The sequence below is a fragment of the Dryocola clanedunensis genome, assembly GCF_038405435.1.
Classification (GTDB): domain Bacteria; phylum Pseudomonadota; class Gammaproteobacteria; order Enterobacterales; family Enterobacteriaceae; genus Dryocola; species Dryocola clanedunensis_A.
This window is the reverse complement of sequence record NZ_JBBYHZ010000004.1, coordinates 292,034-310,852: the sequence shown is the minus strand read 5'-3', so window position 1 is coordinate 310,852 and position 18,819 is coordinate 292,034. Positions and strand designations below refer to the sequence as shown.

Genomic DNA, 18,819 nt, shown 5'->3' with positions numbered 1-18,819 from the left:
ATTATGTCGATGATTGCGGTCAGCCAGCTCAATTTAACCTTTGGTGAAGGAACAAAAACCAACCAGGTTCTGTTTGACGTGAATTTTAGCGTGGCGCGGGGAGAAATCTTCGGCCTGGTCGGGGAGTCCGGCTCCGGGAAAACCACGGTGCTCAAGTGCCTGGCCGGGCTGTTTACCCACTGGCAAGGTGAGCTGGCCATCAACGGCTCGGCGCTGGGGCACAGTATTAACCGCGAACGCTGCCGCCTGGTACAGATGGTTTTTCAGGATCCCTACGGGTCGCTGCATCCCCGCCATACCGTTGGCGATATCCTGGAGGAGCCGTTGGTTATTCAGGGCTTCAGCGAACGGGAGCGGCGGATTCATTCCATACTCGATAAAGTCGGGCTAAACCGCGCTTTTCGCAGCCGCTATCCCCACCAGCTTTCCGGCGGCCAGCGTCAGCGCGTGGCGATTGCGCGCGCATTAATACTTGAGCCGCAGGTGTTATTGCTCGATGAACCGACGTCCGCGCTGGATGTTTCAGTGCAGGCGGAGATCCTCAATTTACTGGCGGATTTACAGCAGGAGTCGAAACTCACCTATTTAATGGTCACGCACGATTTAGGGGTGATTGCGCATCTATGCCATCGGGTAGCGGTGATGCAGCATGGCAAAATTCTGGAGACGATAGGCACGGAAGACTTGATATCGGGAAAAGCGAGGGTGGATTACACGCAGATGCTGGTCAATGCCAGTCGGCAGTACAGCCGGGAAATGGCGAGCAGGGTGGCGAAGTTTTAACGAGTGCCGATACGCCGGTTTCCCGGCGCATCGGGTTTAACCTACCAGCGGACAGTTTGGCGGCAGGCGGCAGCGCAGGGCGGCAGGATGAACCTCAATGCGGAACTCGCGGCCTTTGAGCGGCTCGCCGTCCAGGTTAAAAGTAATGTCGTGCGGGGCGGTGATTTCAAACCAGGAGGACTGCCCGTCGATAATATTCGGGTTGTCTTCCGGGCGGGTGAGGGTGGTTAACAGCGCGGGCAGCAGCTCTTCGCCGGTAAAAATACGCAGATCCAGCTGGCCGTCGTTAATTAACGCCTGCGGACAAAGCTGCTGCCCGCCGCCGGCCTGACGCCCGTTGCCAATACCGATCACCAGCGCGTCGCCTTCCCAGCTGAAGTTTTCGCCGCGAATTTCGCAGCGGTCCGGCTTTAGCGTATCAATGCGCAGCAGGCCGTGAATAAAGTATGAGACGCCGCCCAGCGCCGCTTTTAATTTCTCCGGCGTTTCGGTGGTAATTTTCGTGCCGAAGCCGCCGGTTGCCATGTTGATAAAGAAAGAAGATTTATTCACTTCAACCAGGTCGATATCAAAAGCGCGGCCGACCATCGCCAGCTGCAGGGCCTTATCCAGCTCGTCGGGGATGCCGACGCTGGTGGCGAAATCGTTGGCCGTACCTAAGGGAAGAATGCCGAGGGCAGGGCGATTTTCCTGCGGGCGCTGCGCCAGAGCCGTAGCCACCTCGTTGATGGTGCCGTCCCCGCCGCCTGCAATCACCGTATCGACGCCCAGCGCAATCGCTTCATCGACGTAACGGGCCGCATCGCCATACTCCCAGGTCACTCGCAGATGCAGCTGATAACCTTCGTCGCGCATGATGTTTACCGCGCTGCGCAGAACGTCGTTATTGGCACCTTTGCCGTTGAGGATCACTAGCGATTCCGGGAACTTCTCCATGGCATACCTCGGGAATTTCAGTCGTGCCGAAAGTGTATCCTATGCCGGGCCGGGACGGGTAAGAACTGGCTGAATTATTCGGGATGACGCGCAAAAAGAAGGCCCGCGCAAGGGAGATTGCGCGGGCCAAGGAGGTGGTTCCTGGTACAACTAGCATTTATGGGTTATGTTTTTCAGCCCGGCGATAATAACCAACTCAGACGAAGCGGTGTGTGATCGGTTTCTAAGAATTATCCCAGCCTGAAAAAATAACCGTAATTAACTAGTTAGTATGCGGATTTCGCGTGGTCTGACCATCAAAGTTGCGCATCAGCAGTGCAAAATCTAACGCTACGTCCTGAGGAACAGGCAACCATACGGTATGGCCGTCGCCGGGTGCGACCTCAATCGGCTGGGCTTTGCCGTTTTCCAGCACTTCGAGGGTAAAGGTTACGTTGCCCTGCGGGGTCATCAGCTCAAGGCTATCCCCCAGCAGGAACTTGTTCTTAACCGCCACCGCAGCCAGGTCGCCACGGCGCTCACCGGTAAACTCGCCGACAAACTGTTGGGTGTCGGAGATGGAGTGGCCGTATTCGTAGTTCTGGTGGCTGTCATGGGTATGGCGACGCAGGAAGCCTTCGGTATAGCCACGGTGGGCCAGGCCTTCCAGGGTTTGCAGCAGCGTCGGGTCAAACGGTTTACCCGCGGCGGCGTCGTCAATGGCACGGCGGTAAACCTGTGCGGTGCGCGCGCAGTAGTAATAAGACTTGGTACGGCCTTCGATTTTCAGCGAGTGAACGCCCATTCTGGTCAGGCGCTCCACGTGTTCGATGGCGCGCAGATCTTTGGAGTTCATGATGTAGGTGCCGTGTTCGTCTTCAAAGGCGGTCATGTACTCGCCCGGACGTTTGGCCTCTTCCATCATAAAGACCTTATCCGTAGGCGCGCCGACGCCCAGCGTAGGTTCAATATTCTGTACCGGGATAGGCTCGTGAAGATGGACGATGTTGCCCACGTCATCCTCTTTACCTTCCTCAACCTTGTATTCCCAACGGCAGGCGTTGGTGCAGGTGCCCTGATTAGGATCGCGCTTGTTGATGTAGCCGGACAGCAGGCAGCGGCCGGAGTAGGCCATGCACAGCGCGCCGTGAACGAAGATTTCCAGCTCCATTTCCGGCACCTGCTCACGAATTTCGGCGATTTCGTCCAGCGACAGCTCGCGGGAAAGAATGACGCGGGTCAGGCCCATCTGCTTCCAGAATTTTACCGTCGCCCAGTTCACGGCGTTCGCCTGCACGGACAGGTGGATGTCCATCTCAGGGAAGGCTTCGCGCACCATCATAATCAGGCCCGGGTCAGACATGATCAGCGCATCCGGCCCCATTTCCACAACGGGTTTCAGGTCACGGATAAAAGTTTTTAGCTTGGCGTTATGCGGGGCGATGTTCACCACCACGTAGAATTTTTTACCGAGCGCGTGGGCTTCGTTGATGCCGAGCTGAAGGTTTTCGTGGTTGAACTCGTTGTTACGCACGCGCAGGCTGTAGCGCGGCTGGCCCGCGTAAACGGCATCGGCGCCGTAGGCGAAAGCGAAACGCATATTTTTCAGCGTTCCCGCCGGGGAAAGAAGCTCTGGTTTAAACATGATGTTCTCGTTCTGATGTCAGGTCAGAACCGCCTCACCGGGTGAAGCGGTTAATCGAAGGTGGGATTGCCACACTTTTAGGGCGGGAATTGTAGCGCTAATTGTTTCCGGAAACCACTGTGAAGGGCGTTCCTGTCTTACAGAGAGGGTGTGGGTTAATGATTACTGAAAAGCATCTCGATTGATTTAGTCGGGAAAAAGAGCGAGTGTCCGTTCGCACCAACCAGAGGAACAAAGCCAAGGCTGATATAAAAATTGCGGGCGCTGTCGTTAAGGGCTTCCACAAACAGGCCGTGAATGCCGACCGCCTGCGAAGCGGCAAAAACTACTTTCATGGCGTGCGAAACTAAAGTTGAGCCCCAGCCGTTGCCCTGAAGTGACTTATCGACGGCAAGACGCCCGAGCGTAACGCTGGGTACATTCCGGTAAGGCACTCTTTTTTGTTGAGTTTTAGAAGGAAGTGACGCTTTTTCGAAACAGCTACCTGACAAGGTATAGAAACCCAGCACTTTATAGGGAGAGTTTTTTGTTCTAAGTACGTAAGCGCGCAGTATTTTCCCGTCATGCTGACGCTGCAGATGATCGGTTAAGAATGCGTTCAACGCGGCTTCTCCACAGTCAAATGTGCTCAGCTCATACCCGGTCGCTGCAGTAAAAATTTCAATTGTCAGGTCGTCCACGGATCACTCCCTGTCTTGTAGACGTTTAGCTGCTTGTTTCAGTTTCTCGTTTGGTGCCGGTGGGTTAGCGATGGCATCCATGACCAGGTTGAATGATTCTTCGTTGAGAACCAGTCGGCGATGTTGCTCAATGACCTCCGCCGCGCGCTCTGAAGCGCAGCTAACCATAAACTGGGTAAGGGTCTGGTTATTCATTGCCGCAGCTTCTTCTATCAGGCTTTTATCCGCGTCGCTTAATCTCAGATCGATGCGCTGTTTCTTTAGTGCAGACATTTGCAGTTCCCGTGGCTACCAGATTGTAGCCTGCTGTTACGTTATCGAAATCTGTACGGATTTTTTCCGTACAGATAATCTATCCCGCTCAGCCTTATTTTTCAACCGCCGCAGTTATTCCCTAGGCCATCCGGCAGGCGTCTGCTTCCCAGCGGTAGCCCACGCCGTAGACGGCGCGGATAAACGACTGCTCTTCGTCCAGCGCTTCTAGTTTGCGGCGCAGGTTCTTGATATGGCTGTCGATGGTGCGGTCGGTCACCACACGATAGTCATCGTAAAGCTGGTTGAGCAGCATTTCGCGGGAAAAGACTTTGCCCGGCTCGTGGGAGAGGGTTTTCAGCAGCCGGAATTCTGCCGGAGTCAGGTCGAGCACCTTTTCGCGCCAGCTTGCCTGAAAGCGTCCTTCGTCGATGATAAGCGGGCTTTCTTCTCCCGCCGGGATCGGTTCCTGCTGGCGCTTACAGCGGCGCAGAATCGTTTTCACCCGCGCCACGACTTCCCTCGGGCTGTAGGGCTTGCAGATGTAGTCATCCGCACCGATTTCCAGCCCCAGCAGGCGGTCGATCTCTTCGATTTTGGCGGTCACCATCACGATGGGGATTTCAGAGAAGCGGCGGATCTCTTTACACAGCGTCAGCCCGTCGGTGCCCGGGAGCATCAGATCCAGCAGGATCAGATCCGGCGGCGTCTGGCGTACGTAAGGCAGCACGTCGTTACCGTGGGTAATCAGCGTTGGCGCGTAGCTGGCGGCGCGAAGGTAATCCACCAGCAGCTGTCCGAGCTTCGGTTCATCTTCAACAATCAGAATGCGTGGCGCATTTTCATCAAGCGGGAATTCGGTCATACGTTCCTCTGTGATTCTGGATCCAGCGGTAACTCTACTGTAATGCTGACGCCGCCGAAAGGCGAATGGCCCGCCGTCAGCGTGCCGCCGTGGGCGGCAACAATGTTCTGGCAGATGGACAGCCCCAGGCCGGAGCCGCCGCTGGCGCGGTTGCGCGAGCCTTCCGTGCGGTAAAAGCGGTCAAAAAGCATATTCAGCTGCTCGTCATTCACGCCCGGCGCGCTGTCGGCGAAGGTCATCACGAACCGCTGCTGGCTGACCTCACCGGAAATCAGCAGCTGGCCGCCCGCGTCGGTATAGCGCAGGCTGTTTTCCAGCAGGTTGTTAAACAGCTGCATCAGGCGGTCGCCGTCGCCAAAAATGGTCACGTTGTCGGGCAGGGCCAGACGAATGCTCAGGCCACGCGAGTCAAAGCGCTGGCGGAACGCTCCCGCAACCACTTCAAGCAGGTTAATGATATCGAGAGATTTTTTCTGGTACGCCAGCGCGCCTTCGTCGGACATCGACAGCTGGTGCAGGTCGTCAACCAGCTTGGTCAGCGTGGCGACCTCCATCTGCAGCGAGGCCACGGAATCCGGAGTGAATTTCCTGACGCCGTCCTGAATAGCTTCCAGCTCGCCGCGCAGAATCGCCAGCGGCGTGCGCAGTTCGTGGGAGATATCGGCCATATAGGCGCGGCGCATGTTGTGGTTTTTCTCAAGCGTGCTGGCGAGCTGGTTAAAGTCCTGCGCCAGCTTGCCCAGTTCGTCCTGGCTGGTGGAGGCTACCCGCGTCGTAAAGTCGCCCGCCGCGAGCTTATGCGTGCCTTCCACCAGTTTTTTGACCGGGGCGAGCAGGCCGCGCGCGAGCAGGAACGTCGCCGCTGCGGCAAGCAAAGTAGAAAGCGCGACGATGATCCAGCTCGTGCGGCGCTGCTGGCGGTCAAAGTTAATGTCGGTATTGCGCGTCAGCCGCTCGACGGGGGAGGCGATGACCCAGCCCGCATTGCGCCCGTCGACTTTAATCGCCCGGCGGGTACCGTCAGGCGGCACCGGGCCGCGCGGGCCAACAAGCACCTTGTAGTCCTGGTCCATAACCCAGAACTGGGTGCGCCAGCCGTGGGGCGGCATTTTTGGGTTATTGGCATCTTCGTCGTGTTCGAAGGATCTGAGGATCTGAAAGACAAAGCGGTCGTTATGGCGCAGGAACTGCCAGTTGCCGTGCAGGGCGTACTGCTCGCCAAGCGCGTCGCTCAGCATCTCCAGCCGCTGCTCGTTGCCGTGTTTAATGTAGTCGATGAAGCCCCGCTCGAAGCTCAGCCGCACGCCCCAGTGCATAATCGCCAGCACCAGCAGGCAGGTTGAGAAGATGGCAAGAAACAGTTTCCCGGTAATGCCCGGCCGCCAGAGTTTCATGATTGTTTCCTTTTGCGTCGCGCAATAATGACGTTTTTGCTGGTGTCCTTAGGAACGCGGGCGAAGACCAGCGCGGGAAGGGCGATAATCACCGCCATGCTTAAATACGTGTAGAGGAAGACGGTATGCACCACGCCGCTGTCCGGGGTGAGCTGATGGTGACCGTACATGCCAAGCAGCATCCCGGCGACGGTGACGCCGATACTCATGGAGAGCTGCATCACCATCGACAACATACTGTTGCCGCCGCTGGCGAGATCGTCCGGGAGATCTTTCAGCGTCAGGGTGTTCATCGACGAGAAGCGCGTCGAGTTCACCATACCGAGGATAAACAGCACCACCGGCAGCAGGTAATACCAGCCCAGCAGCGCGGTGGCCATAAACAGCAGGATAACCAGCGCCAGCCCCAGCGTGGAGGCAACCAGCACGTTACGGTAGCCGAAGCGGTTGACCACCTGCACCACGATGCGCTTCATGCCCATGCTGCCCAGTACCATCGGCACCATCATCAGCCCGGCGTGGAAAGGGGAGAAGCCCAGGCCAATCTGTAAAAACACCGGCGTCATAAACGGCAGCATCCCGCTGCCGATACGGCCGCAGAAGCTGCCGAACAGGCCGAGGGAGAAGGTGCGGGTTTTGAACAGGTTGAGGTTAAACAGGGCGTTCTCGTTGCCTCTGGCATGCCAGAGGTAGAGCAGCATCGACAGCACGCCGCCAGCAACCAGCAGGCCCAGCGTCAGTGACGAAATGCCCAGCCCTTTTTGCCCGTCCAGCGCGATGGTCAGCGCCGCCATGCCAAACGCCAGCAGCAGGAATCCCGACGCGTCGAAGCGCCGGGTTTGCATGGTGTAGTTGGGCATCAGCCAGAGCGTAGCAATGCAGCCGATAATCCCCACCGGCAGGTTGATGAGGAAGATCCAGTGCCAGGAAGCATACTCAACCAGCAGGCCGCCGAGCGCCGGGCCAAGCAGCGGGCCGATCTGACCGGGTAAAGTCACGAAGGTCATCGCCGCCATGTACTGCTCGCGGGGGACGATTTTCATCACCGTCAGCCTGCCCACCGGCACCATCATCGCGCCGCCAATCCCCTGCACCACGCGGGATAAAATCAGCTCGTTGAGCGTGGAGGAGTGGGCGCAGAGCAGCGATCCTGCGGTGAACAGCACGATGGCGGTGAAGAAGATATTGCGCACCCCAACCCGGTCCGCCAGCCAGCCGCTGGCGGGCAGCATCACCGCCACCGTCAGCACGTAGGCGACAATCACCGAGTGCATATGCAGCGGGCTTTCGCCCAGGCTTGCCGCCATCGACGGCAGGGCGGTGTTCACGATAGTGGTGTCCAGCGACTGCATAAAGAAGCCGAAGGCGACAATCCACAGTTGCCAGCGGACGGCAGCGGGCAGGTCGGTCATTTCATCTGATTCCTCATCGGTGGATGACGCTTACGCTTATCCACCCTACATTTTACTCGCCAACTAATTGTTTGCTGCTGCGGCGGCTAAAGCGCAACCGCAGCCGGTCAAAGAACAGATAGACAACGGGCGTGGTGTAGAGCGTCAGCAGCTGGCTGACGACCAGACCGCCGACGATGGTGATCCCCAGCGGCTGGCGCAGCTCGGCACCGTCGCCGCTGGTCAGCACCAGCGGCAGCGCGCCAAACAGCGCGGCGAGCGTTGTCATCATAATCGGGCGGAAGCGTAACAGGCAGGCCTGGAAAATCGCCTCCTGCGGCGTCAGGTTGCCGTTACGCTGGGCGTCTATCGCGAAGTCCACCATCATGATGGCGTTTTTCTTCACGATGCCGATTAATAGCATGATCCCGATGAGCGCAATCAGGCTGAACGGGGCGCCGAACAGCTCCAGCGCCAGCAGCGCGCCGACCCCGGCAGACGGCAGCGTTGAGAGGATGGTCAGCGGGTGAACGTAGCTCTCATAAAGAATCCCCAGCACGATGTAGACGGTGGCGATAGCCGCGATGATCAGCAGCACCTGCGACTTCATGGTGTCCTGGAAGACCTGCGCCGTGCCCGCGTAGCTGCCACGCACCGTGGACGGCACGCCGAGCGACGTCATCATCCGGTCGATGGCGTCGCTTGCCTCGCTGAGCGAAACGCCCGTCGGCAGGTTAAACGAGATGGTAGAAGCCGCCGACAGCCCCTGATGGTTTACCGCCAGCGGGGCATTTGCAGGCTGCCATTTCGCAAAGTAGGAGAGCGGAATCGGCTTGCCTTCGGCGTTGGTGACGAACATCTGATCCAGCGAGCTGATGTCCTGGGTGTAGCGCGGGTCGACCTCCATCACTACCTTGTACTGGTTCAGCGGCTGGTAGATGGTGGAAATCTGCCGCTGGCCGAAGGCGTTGTTCAGCAGGCTGTTGGCGTCCGAGACGCTGATGCCCAGCCGCGACATGGTTTCCCGGTCATAGATCAGATCCATTTCCGCGCCGTTGTCCTGCTGATCGGAGTTGACGTCCGCCAGCTGCGGCAGGCTGGCGAAGGCCTTCCGGATTTTCGGCTCCCAGGTGCGCAAATCGGCCAGGCTGTCGGATAGCAGTGTGTACTGATAGCTGGCGTTGGCCGAACGCCCGCCGACGCGAATATCCTGCACGGCCATCAGGAACAGGCTGGCTCCCGGCTCTTTCGCCAGCGCCTTGCGCAGGCGGTCAATCACCTGCTGCGCGGTCTCTTTGCGTTCGCTGAGCGGCTTAAGGGAAATAAACATCATGCCGCTGTTCACCCGCGAGCCGCCGGTAAAGCCGGTAACGTTATCCACCGCCGGATCCTCACGAATGATCTTCATAAAGTCCTGCAGCTTGCCGCGCATCGCCTGGAACGAAATGCTCTGGTCCGCCTGAATATTGCCCATCAGCCGCCCGGTATCCTGCTCCGGGAAGAACGTTTTCGGGATGGCGATATACAGCCAGACGTTCAGTGCGATGGTGGCAATCAGCACCAGGCCAACCAGCTTCGCGTGGTTCAGCACCCACTTCAGCGAACGCCCATAGCCTTCCTGCATCGCGACCAGCAGGCGCCCAAAGCCGCGTTTGCGGGTTGGGGTGTGCTGGGGTTTATTCTTCAGCAGCCAGCCGCACATCATTGGCGTCAGGGTCAGGGAGACGACCAGCGAGATGCCTATCGCCACCGACAGCGTGACGGCGAACTCCTTAAATAATCGCCCCGGCAGACCGCCCATCAGCAGCAGCGGCAGGAACACCGCCACCAGCGACAGGCTCATGGAAAGTACCGTGAAGCCGACTTCCCGAACGCCCTGTAGAGCGGCCTGCAAGGGTTTTACTCCGGCTTCGAGGTGGCGGGAAATGTTCTCCAGCACCACGATGGCGTCATCCACCACGAAGCCGGTGGCGATGGTCAGCGCCATCAGCGACAGGTTATTCAGGCTGAACCCGCACAGGTACATCGCGATAAACGTACCGATAAGCGAGACGGGAACGGCAACGGCCGGGATCAGCGTGGCGCGGCCCGAACGCAGGAACAGGAAGACCACGAGGATCACCAGCGCGACGGAAATAATCAGCGACTGCTCAACTTCGGCAAGTGAGGCGCGAATGGTTGGCGAGCGGTCCTGGGCAACCTGTAAATCTATGGAGGCAGGAATGGTTTCGCGCAGTTCGGGGAGCTTTGCCCGGATGCGATCCACGGTTTCGATGATGTTCGCTTCCTGGGATTTGCGGATCATCAGCAAAATCGCGGGCTTAGCGTTGGTCATCCCCGCGTTGCGCACGTCCTGTACCGAGTCGGTAACGTTCGCCACGTCGCTCAGGTGTACCGCACCGCCGTTGTTGTAATGGATGATGAGCGGCTTGTATTCCGCGGCGGTTTTCAGCTCGTCGTTGGTCTGCAGCTGCCAGCGGCGCGTATCTTCTTCGACGGCACCCTGCGGGCGGCGCACGTTAGCGTTGTCGATAGCGGTGCGCACCGCGTCCAGCGAGACGCCCTGGTTAAACAAAGCCTGAGGATTTAAATCCACCCGCACCGCCGGTAGCGAGCTGCCGCCGACGTCGACGTCGCCGACGCCGTCAATCTGCGAGACGGTTTGCGCGAGCTGCGTGGAGGCGAAGTCGTACAGCTGGCCCTGAGATAAGGTGTCCGATGTCAGCGTCAGAATGATGATCGGCGCGTCTGACGGGTTGGCTTTGCGATAGGTCGGACGGCTCGGCATGCCGCTTGGCAGCAGGCTTTGCGCGGCGTTGATGGCCGCCTGTACGTCGCGGGCGGCCCCGTTGATATCACGGTCGAAATTGAATTCCAGAATAATGCGCGTGCTGCCAAGCGAGCTGGAAGACGTCATTTCGCTGACGCCCGCGATTCGCCCCAGCGCCCGCTCAAGCGGCGTTGCCACCGACGACGCCATTGTTTCAGGCGACGCCCCCGGCAGCGAGGCGCTGATCATGATCACCGGGAAATCCACCTGCGGCAGCGGGGCCACGGGCAGCAGCCGGAAACCGAGCACGCCGCACAGCGTGATGGCAACGGTCAGCAGGATGGTCGCGACCGGACGGTAGATAAACAGCGCGAAGAATTTCACGGCAGTTCCTCTTCACGGCGGCCAAAACGGTTGCGCGTATAGTGCGACAGGCGGTCAAACAGCAGGTAGATAACCGGCGTGGTAAACAAGGTTAATACCTGGCTGACCATTAAGCCGCCCACCATGCCGATACCCAACGGACGGCGCAGCTCCGCGCCCACGCCCGTTGAGAGCATCAGCGGCAGCGCGCCGAGCAGGGCGGCCAGCGTGGTCATCAGGATCGGGCGGAAACGCAGCAGGCAGGCCTGGTAAATCGCCTCGTACGGGGCCATCCCCTGCTCACGCTCCGCCGCCAGCGCGAAGTCGATCATCATGATGGCGTTCTTCTTCACGATGCCGATGAGCAGGATGATGCCGATGATCGCAATCACGTCCAGCTCGGCTCCTGCCAGCATCAGCGCCAGCAGCGCGCCAACCCCCGCGGTGGGCAGCGTGGAAAGAATGGTAATCGGATGGATAAAGCTTTCATAAAGCACGCCCAGCACGATATACATCGCCACAACGGAGGCAACGATCAGCCAGATGGTGCTGCCCAGCGCGGCCTGGAAGGCGAGGGTGCTGCCCTGGAACTGGGTGGTGATGTCCGAAGGCAGCGCCAGATCTTTCTCCGCCTGGGTAATGGCCTCTACGGCTTCGCCCAGCGAATAGTCATCCGGCACGTTGAACGAGAAGGTCGTCGACGGGAACTGGTCGAGATGGTTCACCGTCAGCGGCGCAAAGCGCTGTTCGACTTTGGCAATCGCGGTAAGGGGCACGCTGCCGCCGTCGCTACTTGCCAGGCGAATGTTATCCAGCGCGCTCAGACCCGGCGTGGTGGACGTATCGTGTTCCAGCACCACGCGGTACTGGTTGGCCTGGGTGTAGATGGTTGAAATCAGGCGCTGGCCGAAGGCGTTATAGAGGGCGTTGTCCACGTCCGACATCGAGATGCCGAGTCGGCTGGCGCTGGCGCGATCGACGTTGACGTAGGCCACCAGCCCCTGGTCCTGCCAGTCGCTGCTCACTTCCGTCAGCTGCGGCAGGGTTTTCAGCTCTTCGGTGAGTTTTGGCACCCAGGTGCTCAGCTCATCCAGCGAAGTGGCCTGCAGAGAGAACTGATACTGCGTGCGGCTGACGGTGGTATCAATCGTCAGATCCTGGATAGGCTGCAGATAAAGCTGCACGCCGGGCACCTTCGCGACATCGGTTTGCAGCCGCGCAATAACGGCTTTGATACGGTCATCGCGGTCGTCCAGCGGCTTAAGGTTGATTTGCAGGCGGGCGCTGTTAAGCGATGGATTCGTGCCGTCCACGCCGACAAACGACGTCAGGCTCTCTACCGCCGGATCCTTGAGAATCACATCCGCTACCTGCCGCTGGCGCTGGGCCATGCTGGCAAAGGAGACGGACTGCGGGGCCTGAAGCGTACCCTGAATAATGCCGTTGTCCTGAATCGGGAAGAAGCCTTTGGGGATGAAAACCCACAGCAGAACGGTGAGGGCCAGGGTGCCAAAAGCCACGCCGAGCGTGAGCCACGGGTGGTGTAAAACTTTGGTCAGGATGCGGCCATATCCGGCAATGACCCGCTCAAAGAAGCGCTCGCTGGCCGTTGAGAAGCGGTTCTGTTTGCGCAGTGATTCATGGCTCAGCATGCGCGCGCACATCATTGGCGTCAGCGTCAGCGAGACCACCGCAGAAATCAGGATAGAGACGGCGAGCGTGACGGCAAACTCCCGGAACAGGCGTCCGACGATATCACCCATAAACAGCAGCGGGATCAGCACCGCGATAAGCGAGAAGGTCAGCGAGATAATGGTAAAGCCGATCTCACCCGCGCCCTTCAGCGCTGCCGCCAGCGGTTTCTCTCCCTTTTCTATGTAGCGCGAGATGTTCTCGATAACCACAATCGCGTCGTCCACCACGAAGCCGGTGGCGATGGTGAGCGCCATCAGCGTCAGGTTGTTGATGGAAAAGTCCAGGAACACCATCACCGCGAAGGTGCCAATCAGCGAGAGGGGCACGGCGACGGCGGGAATGATCGTGGCCGGAACGTTGCGCAGGAACAGATAGATGATCATCACCACCAGCGCGATTGCCAGCATCAGCTCGTACTGCGTATCGGTTACCGACGCGCGGATGTTGGTGGTGCGGTCGCTCAGCAGCTTCACCTCCACCGATTTCGGCAGGCTTTCGGTCAGCGTCGGCAGCATTTTGCGGATGCTGTCGGCGGTGTCGATGATGTTAGCGCCCGGCTGGCGCTGCACGTTCATGACAATCGCCTGCTGCTTGTTGGCCCATGCGCCGAGCCAGCTGTTTTCGGCACCCTGCTCAACGGTCGCCACGTCGCCCAGACGAACCGGCGCGCCGTTCTGGTAGGCAATAATCAGGTTGCGGTACTCTTCCGCCGACTCCATCTGGTCGTTGGCGGAAAGCGTAACGGCGCGCTCCGGGCCATCGAGACTGCCCTTCGCAGAGTTGACGTTGGCGCTGGTAATGGCGGTACGAACGGTTTCGCTGGTCAGGCCGAGGGCGGCAATCGCCGGGGCGTTAAGCTTAACGCGTACCGCAGGGCGCTGCCCACCGGCAAGCGTCACCAGCCCCACGCCGGACACCTGGGAAATTTTCTGCGCCACGCGCGTTTCCACCATATCTTCGACCTGGGTCATCGGAATGGCGGTAGACGTCACGGCGAGCGTCATGATTGGCGGATCTGCCGGGTTCACCTTGCTGTAAACGGGCGGGTTCGGCAGATCGTTCGGCAGCAGGTTGGTGGCGGCGTTAATCGCGGCCTGCACTTCCTGCTCGGCAACGTCCAGCGGCAGCGTGAGCTGGAACTGAAGGGTCACAACGGATGCGCCGCCCGCGCTCTGCGAGGACATCTGCTTGAGGCCGGACATCTGCCCGAACTGGCGCTCCAGCGGAGCCGTGATAGCCGAAGTGATCACATCTGGGCTGGCGCCAGGATAGAGCGTGACGACCTGAATCGTCGGGTAATCTACTTCCGGTAACGCAGAGACGGGCAGAAAACGGTAGCCGATGATCCCCGCCAGCAGGATGGCCACCATCAACAGCGTGGTGGCGACCGGGCGCAGAATAAACAGGCGGGACGGGCCGCCCGTTGCGCTGGGAGGTAAGACCTGCATCAGGATTTCGCTCCGTGATGTTTAGCGGCAGCTTTCTCATCCGCTGCGCTGGCCGTGGCTGACTGCGCCTCCACGACTTCAACTTTTGCGCCTTCCGTCAGGCGGTCGATGCCGTCCGTCACGACTTTATCACCGGCTGACAGGCCCGCGCTGATAACCACTTTCTGGCTGTCCTGAATACCTGTAGTGACAAGGTGCTTGCTGACTTTGTTTTCGCTGTTCAGTACCCAGACGAAGTTACCCTCGTTGCCCATCTGCAGCGCCGCCGCCGGAATAACAATGGCGTCCTGCTGGGTATCCACCAGCATACGGGCGTTAACAAACTGGTTCGGGAACAGCGCGTCGTCTTCGTTAGTAAAGCGGGCTTTAAGCTTGATGGTGCCGGTGGTGGCGTCGATCTGGTTATCGAGGCTGAGCAACGTACCGCTGCTGAGCTTCATTTTGTTGGTACGGTCCCAGGCTTCTACGCTCAGCGTCTTACCGGCCTTCTGGGCCTGAACAACGGTGGCGATATTGCTTTCCGGCAGCGTAAAAATAAGGTCGATTGGATGCGTCTGGGTGAGCACCACGATGCCGGTGGTATCGCCGCTGGAGATCTGGTTACCCACATCAACCTGTTTCAGGCCCACGCGCCCGTCGATGGGGGCGGTAATACGGCTCCAGTCCAGCTGCAGCTGCGCGCTGGCAACGGCGGCCTGATCTGCTTTCACCGTGCCGACGGATTCGTTAACCAGGGCTTGCTGCGCGTCCATCTCCTGTCGGGAGACCAGGTTAGTTTTCACCAGCTGCTGATAGCGGGAAAGGTCGCGACGGGCGTTGGCGAGCGTCGCCTGGTCTTTAGCAAGCTGGCCCTGCGCCTGAGCCAGCGCGACTTTGAACTGGCTTGGATCGATTTCGGCCAGCAAATCACCCGCTTTAACCTGCTGGCCTTCCTGGAAGTGGATCGCCAGCAGCTGGCCGTCTACCCGGCTGCGCACGGTAACGGTGTTGGCCGCCGTGATGGTACCGAGGCCCGTCAGGTAACGCGGAACGGATTCGCTGGTTGCTGTGGCGGCCTGCACGGGGGCCAGAGCGCCGCCTCGCATGCCGCGTCGTCCACCGGACTGCTGCTGGGCAGGCTTCTGCGCGCCAGGCTCGCTCTCAGAGCCGCTGCGCCAGAAATACACGGCCGCGACGGCAACAATAATCGCCCCTGCAATCCAGAACCAACGGGTGTTGTGCGTACCTTTCATAGTTAAACGTCTTCTCTTCCTGAAACGATAAAGCCAATGATACTAGTGTAGTGACCAGGCGGCCCTGAAAAATGAAGGAAATAAGGAGGACTGTATGGATAAATCCTATAGAACGTTATTTTTCGAGACGCCTCGCACGCGCGTGCTGAAACGGTATTCAGGTCAAAATTCCAGCAATAAACTGTGGTTTCGCTAAAAAATATAAACTATAGTTTATAACGGAGTGGCTATGACATGGACGGTACTGACGACCGCAAGGTTTGAAGCATGGATTGAAGAGCAGCATAACGATCTTCAGGAAGAGATGTTAAAAGCGATGGGACAGCTCAGATTTTGGGGGCCCGCTCTGTCCCGCCCTTATGCGGATACCGTTAAAGGGTCTCGCTTTTCGAACATGAAAGAGCTGCGGGTCCAGCATCATGGAAGGCCAGTCAGGGCTTTTTATATTTTCGATTATCGCCGCTGTGCCATCCTGCTCTGTGCGGGGGATAAATCGAAAAATAAACGCTTCTACGAAACGATGATCAAAGTCGCTGACAAAGAATTTGTGGCCTGGTTGAAGTTAAAGGAGAAATAAGATGAAAGGCTATACCACACTCGAAGAGCTTATCGCTCGACGTTCGCCAGAGAGCCAAAAACGCATCAAAGAAGGCACCCAGGCACTTATCCTTGAAACCTGCCTGCACATGATCCGCGAGGAGATGGGCTGGTCGCAGAAACAGCTGGCGGAGGCGATGGGCATCAGCCAGCCTGCGGTTACCGCCATAGAACGGCGGGGGAACGAGATAAAGCTCGGTACGCTCAAGCGCTACATTGAAGCGCTGGGCGGCACGCTTTCCCTGCAAATCGACTTTCCTGACGGCGTAAAGCATATCCAGATGGACAAGCCGTGAGTTTCCCCACGGCTAAGCAACTGGAGTAGCCTGACGTTTACCCGCGAAACACAACGTCGGCCCAGCGGGCAAGGCCTGCGGTTACCGAGCCGAAGTCATCGCCGCCCGCAATCTCTATGCCCGGCAGCCGTTGGGCCAGCGCCTGCTTGATCATCGGTGAGCGGGCGCTGCCGCCGGTGAGGTAAATGACATCCGGCTTCACGTCGCTGCTTTCCAGCGCAAGGCTTACCTGCTCAAGTATGCGCTGCAATGGCTGGCTGATGGCACTTTCCAGCTCCGGCTGGGTGATTTCGCAGCCCAGATCTTTGGCAATGAAAGGCAGCAGCGTGGCAACCTGCTCGCTGTCGGAGAGCGCGATTTTGCTCTCCTCTGCGGCACGCACAAGGCGATAGCTCAGGCGCTGACGCCAGACCTTTTGCAGCCAGGCGACTTTTTCTGACTCGCGCGCATCGCGCACCAGCTCATTCAGCATTCGGCCGTTGGCGCTGCTGTAGAATTCGTTTTGTGCGGGCACGTCATTGATGGCAACCGCGTTCCACCACGGCAGGACGGGCAGGGCGATGCCTTTTTCAGTTTGCCCACCCATGCCCAACAGCGGGGAGAGCTGCTTAAATGCCAGCATAATATCGAGATCGTTACCGCCAACGCGGCAGCCGCTGTGGCCGAGCAGGCTTTGCTCGCGGTCACGTCTTGCGTGCCACTGCGGCCCCATCAGCAGAACCGAGCAGTCGGTTGTCCCGCCGCCGATATCCACGACCAGCACCTGCTTTTCTTCCGTCAGCGTGGCTTCAAAATCCAGCCCTGCGGCAACGGGTTCAAACTGGAACACAACATCTTCAAACCCGGCGCGGTGCGCGGCTCGTTCGAGTATGCCCTGTGCCTGGGCGTTGGCCTCGTCGCCGCCTAAGCCCTGGAAGTTAATCGGACGGCCAATCACCGCCTGGTTAATCGGCTCGGCGACCTGGGTCTGGGCCTTATTGCGGATGTGCAGCATCATGGCGCAGACCAGATCTTCGAACAGCGCGACCTGCTGCGGCTTCAGTCCGCTGGCGCCGAGGAAGGACTTCGGGGATTTAACGAAGTAAACCTCTTCCGGATCTTCCATATACTGGCGAAGCGAGCTTAAGCCGAACTGTACGCTGCCCGGCAGCACGTCGATATCTTCTTCGCGGTTGAAAGAGACGGCACGACGAAGCAGCGCCTGGGTTTCATCGCCGCTTGCCGGTACCTGATGGTGACGATAGAGCCATTCGCTCACCGACTCACGCGTTGGCGCGCACAGCATTGAAGGAAGCAGCGAAGAGCCATCTTCCATTTCCAGCAGGACAGGGACACCCTCGCGCATCACCGCTACCGAGCAGTTTGCCGTACCATAATCAAAGCCTATAAATTGCATAAAAATCCCCATGCCGGTGAGAAGGGGGGCGACTTTAGCGGAATGCGTGCGTGCGGGCAACTGAATATCAAAGCAAGGCGGAAATCCGCGTTTGCTATTATGCTAACCCCATAAAAATCCGGGGGAATCGATCATGTTCGAACTTAAATACACGCCACCCTATGACTGGCAGTGGATGTTTGGCTTTCTCGCCGCCCGTGCGGTTTACGGTATTGAGACCGTCAATGATAACCACTATTGCCGAAGTTTCGCCGTGGGCAGCCACAGCGGGCTTATCACGTTAGAGCCTGATGAGGCCCGCTGTGTGCTGAAGGTCAGCATCACCGACGGGCTGCTGCCCGTGGCAAATGAAGTGCTGATCAAGGTGCAAAAATTGCTCGATCTCAGCCGTCAGCCGCAGCCGGTGCTGGAGAGCCTGGGCGAACTCGCTAAAGCCCGTCCCGGCCTGCGCCTGCCGGGGAGTATGGACGCCTTCGAACAGGCGATTCGTGCGATTCTTGGCCAGCTGGTAAGCGTGGCGATGGCGGCGAAACTCGCCGGTAAACTGGCGGAACGTTATGGCGAACCCCTTGCCGGCTTCCCAGGCTGGCAGCTTTTTCCGCAGGCCAGCCGCCTGGCTGCGCTGACGCCGGAAGAGTTGAAAACGCTGGGCATGCCGCTCAGGCGTGGGGAAGCGATTATCAATGTGGCGCGGCTGGTGGATGCAGGAGAATTTCCGCTTACCCTGCCCGAGGACGTCGGGCAGGGGGTTAAACAGTTAATCACGCTGCCGGGCATCGGCCGCTGGACGGCGAACTACTTCGCCCTGCGCGGCTGGCAGGCGAGCGATATCTTTTTACCGGATGACTACCTTATCAAGCAGCGCTTCCCCGGCATGACCCCGGCACAGATCCGCCGCTACGCCGAACGCTGGCATCCGTGGCGGTCGTATGCCCTGCTGCACATCTGGTACAGCGACGGCTGGCTGCCGGAAATCTGACCTAAATAAGAGCTACAGGCCTGAAAAAAAGAATTCAACTTGTATCTCCCTTCCTTAAGTATGAAAATCTTTTGATTAAGCTTTTATAAAAGTTTTTATCAGCAATAATTTTGAACAA

At 58.7% G+C, this 18,819-nt stretch carries 15 protein-coding genes; 4 read left to right on the top strand and 11 right to left on the bottom strand.

What is annotated here, in order from left to right; translation table 11 throughout:
- The first annotated feature begins 9 nt into the window (after window positions 1–9).
- Complete coding sequence (locus AAE045_RS12020) at window positions 10–783, top strand: ABC transporter ATP-binding protein (protein ID WP_455548063.1); 774 nt, start codon at window positions 10–12, stop codon at window positions 781–783.
- Between the two features lie 36 nt (window positions 784–819).
- On the opposite strand, the gene yegS is transcribed toward AAE045_RS12020, so the two are convergent.
- The 10 genes from yegS to AAE045_RS11970 form a co-directional block, all read right to left on the bottom strand.
- Complete coding sequence (yegS, locus tag AAE045_RS12015; RefSeq protein WP_455547920.1) at window positions 820–1,719, bottom strand: lipid kinase YegS; 900 nt, start codon at window positions 1,717–1,719, stop codon at window positions 820–822.
- 262 nt (window positions 1,720–1,981) lie between these two features.
- Window positions 1,982–3,343 carry a prephenate-dependent tRNA uridine(34) hydroxylase TrhP gene (trhP, locus tag AAE045_RS12010; RefSeq protein WP_455547919.1) on the bottom strand — a complete coding sequence of 454 codons (1,362 nt, stop codon included), beginning with the start codon at window positions 3,341–3,343 and terminating at the stop codon, window positions 1,982–1,984.
- Window positions 3,344–3,498: 155 nt separating this feature from the next.
- On the bottom strand, window positions 3,499–4,023 hold the full coding sequence (locus AAE045_RS12005; RefSeq protein ID WP_455547918.1) for a GNAT family N-acetyltransferase: 525 nt from the start codon (window positions 4,021–4,023) through the stop codon (window positions 3,499–3,501).
- Window positions 4,024–4,026: 3 nt separating this feature from the next.
- A complete protein-coding gene (locus AAE045_RS12000) occupies window positions 4,027–4,296 on the bottom strand; it encodes a type II toxin-antitoxin system TacA family antitoxin (RefSeq protein WP_455547917.1) in 270 nt (89 codons plus the stop codon).
- Between the two features lie 121 nt (window positions 4,297–4,417).
- Window positions 4,418–5,140 carry an envelope stress response regulator BaeR gene (gene baeR, locus AAE045_RS11995; RefSeq protein WP_455547916.1) on the bottom strand — a complete coding sequence of 241 codons (723 nt, stop codon included), beginning with the start codon at window positions 5,138–5,140 and terminating at the stop codon, window positions 4,418–4,420.
- A complete protein-coding gene (gene baeS / locus AAE045_RS11990) occupies window positions 5,137–6,534 on the bottom strand; it encodes an envelope stress sensor histidine kinase BaeS (RefSeq protein WP_455547915.1) in 1,398 nt (465 codons plus the stop codon). Before baeS ends, baeR begins: the two co-directional genes overlap by 4 nt.
- The gene (mdtD, locus tag AAE045_RS11985; protein WP_455547914.1) at window positions 6,531–7,946 is read right to left on the bottom strand and encodes a multidrug transporter subunit MdtD; all 1,416 of its coding nucleotides are present in this window, start codon (window positions 7,944–7,946) and stop codon (window positions 6,531–6,533) included. Before mdtD ends, baeS begins: the two co-directional genes overlap by 4 nt.
- A gap of 52 nt (window positions 7,947–7,998) precedes the next feature.
- The gene (gene mdtC / locus AAE045_RS11980; RefSeq protein WP_455547913.1) at window positions 7,999–11,079 is read right to left on the bottom strand and encodes a multidrug efflux RND transporter permease subunit MdtC; all 3,081 of its coding nucleotides are present in this window, start codon (window positions 11,077–11,079) and stop codon (window positions 7,999–8,001) included.
- On the bottom strand, window positions 11,076–14,201 hold the full coding sequence (locus tag AAE045_RS11975; RefSeq protein ID WP_455547912.1) for an MdtB/MuxB family multidrug efflux RND transporter permease subunit: 3,126 nt from the start codon (window positions 14,199–14,201) through the stop codon (window positions 11,076–11,078). The genes mdtC and AAE045_RS11975 overlap by 4 nt, the downstream gene beginning before the upstream one ends.
- The gene (locus AAE045_RS11970) at window positions 14,201–15,433 is read right to left on the bottom strand and encodes an MdtA/MuxA family multidrug efflux RND transporter periplasmic adaptor subunit (protein WP_455547911.1); all 1,233 of its coding nucleotides are present in this window, start codon (window positions 15,431–15,433) and stop codon (window positions 14,201–14,203) included. Before AAE045_RS11970 ends, AAE045_RS11975 begins: the two co-directional genes overlap by 1 nt.
- 229 nt (window positions 15,434–15,662) lie before the next feature.
- Here AAE045_RS11970 and AAE045_RS11965 point away from each other — a divergent pair, with 229 nt between their 5' ends.
- Window positions 15,663–16,010: a type II toxin-antitoxin system RelE/ParE family toxin gene (locus AAE045_RS11965; protein WP_455547910.1), complete on the top strand. Its 348-nt coding sequence runs from the start codon at window positions 15,663–15,665 to the stop codon at window positions 16,008–16,010.
- Window position 16,011: 1 nt separating this feature from the next.
- Complete coding sequence (locus AAE045_RS11960; protein ID WP_455547909.1) at window positions 16,012–16,326, top strand: helix-turn-helix domain-containing protein; 315 nt, start codon at window positions 16,012–16,014, stop codon at window positions 16,324–16,326.
- Window positions 16,327–16,363: 37 nt separating this feature from the next.
- Here the strand turns inward: AAE045_RS11960 and yegD are convergent, their stop codons facing one another.
- Window positions 16,364–17,722, bottom strand: a complete 1,359-nt coding sequence (gene yegD / locus AAE045_RS11955; RefSeq protein WP_455547908.1) for a molecular chaperone — start codon at window positions 17,720–17,722, stop codon at window positions 16,364–16,366.
- 133 nt (window positions 17,723–17,855) lie between these two features.
- On the opposite strand from yegD, the gene alkA reads away from it, so the two are divergent.
- The gene (alkA, locus tag AAE045_RS11950) at window positions 17,856–18,701 is read left to right on the top strand and encodes a DNA-3-methyladenine glycosylase 2 (protein WP_455547907.1); all 846 of its coding nucleotides are present in this window, start codon (window positions 17,856–17,858) and stop codon (window positions 18,699–18,701) included.
- Window positions 18,702–18,819: the final 118 nt, after the last annotated feature.

Bases quoted from the DNA above. Each gene is read 5' to 3' on its own strand.
- AAE045_RS12020 (WP_455548063.1), top strand. From the start codon at position 10: ATGATTGCGGTCAGCCAGCTCAATTTAACCTTTGGTGAAGGAACAAAA.
- yegS (WP_455547920.1), bottom strand. From the start codon at position 1,719: ATGGAGAAGTTCCCGGAATCGCTAGTGATCCTCAACGGCAAAGGTGCC.
- trhP (WP_455547919.1), bottom strand. From the start codon at position 3,343: ATGTTTAAACCAGAGCTTCTTTCCCCGGCGGGAACGCTGAAAAATATG.
- AAE045_RS12000 (WP_455547917.1), bottom strand. From the start codon at position 4,296: ATGTCTGCACTAAAGAAACAGCGCATCGATCTGAGATTAAGCGACGCG.
- baeR (WP_455547916.1), bottom strand. From the start codon at position 5,140: ATGACCGAATTCCCGCTTGATGAAAATGCGCCACGCATTCTGATTGTT.
- baeS (WP_455547915.1), bottom strand. From the start codon at position 6,534: ATGAAACTCTGGCGGCCGGGCATTACCGGGAAACTGTTTCTTGCCATC.
- mdtD (WP_455547914.1), bottom strand. From the start codon at position 7,946: ATGACCGACCTGCCCGCTGCCGTCCGCTGGCAACTGTGGATTGTCGCC.
- AAE045_RS11975 (WP_455547912.1), bottom strand. From the start codon at position 14,201: ATGCAGGTCTTACCTCCCAGCGCAACGGGCGGCCCGTCCCGCCTGTTT.
- AAE045_RS11970 (WP_455547911.1), bottom strand. From the start codon at position 15,433: ATGAAAGGTACGCACAACACCCGTTGGTTCTGGATTGCAGGGGCGATT.
- AAE045_RS11965 (WP_455547910.1), top strand. From the start codon at position 15,663: ATGACATGGACGGTACTGACGACCGCAAGGTTTGAAGCATGGATTGAA.
- AAE045_RS11960 (WP_455547909.1), top strand. From the start codon at position 16,012: ATGAAAGGCTATACCACACTCGAAGAGCTTATCGCTCGACGTTCGCCA.
- yegD (WP_455547908.1), bottom strand. From the start codon at position 17,722: ATGCAATTTATAGGCTTTGATTATGGTACGGCAAACTGCTCGGTAGCG.
- alkA (WP_455547907.1), top strand. From the start codon at position 17,856: ATGTTCGAACTTAAATACACGCCACCCTATGACTGGCAGTGGATGTTT.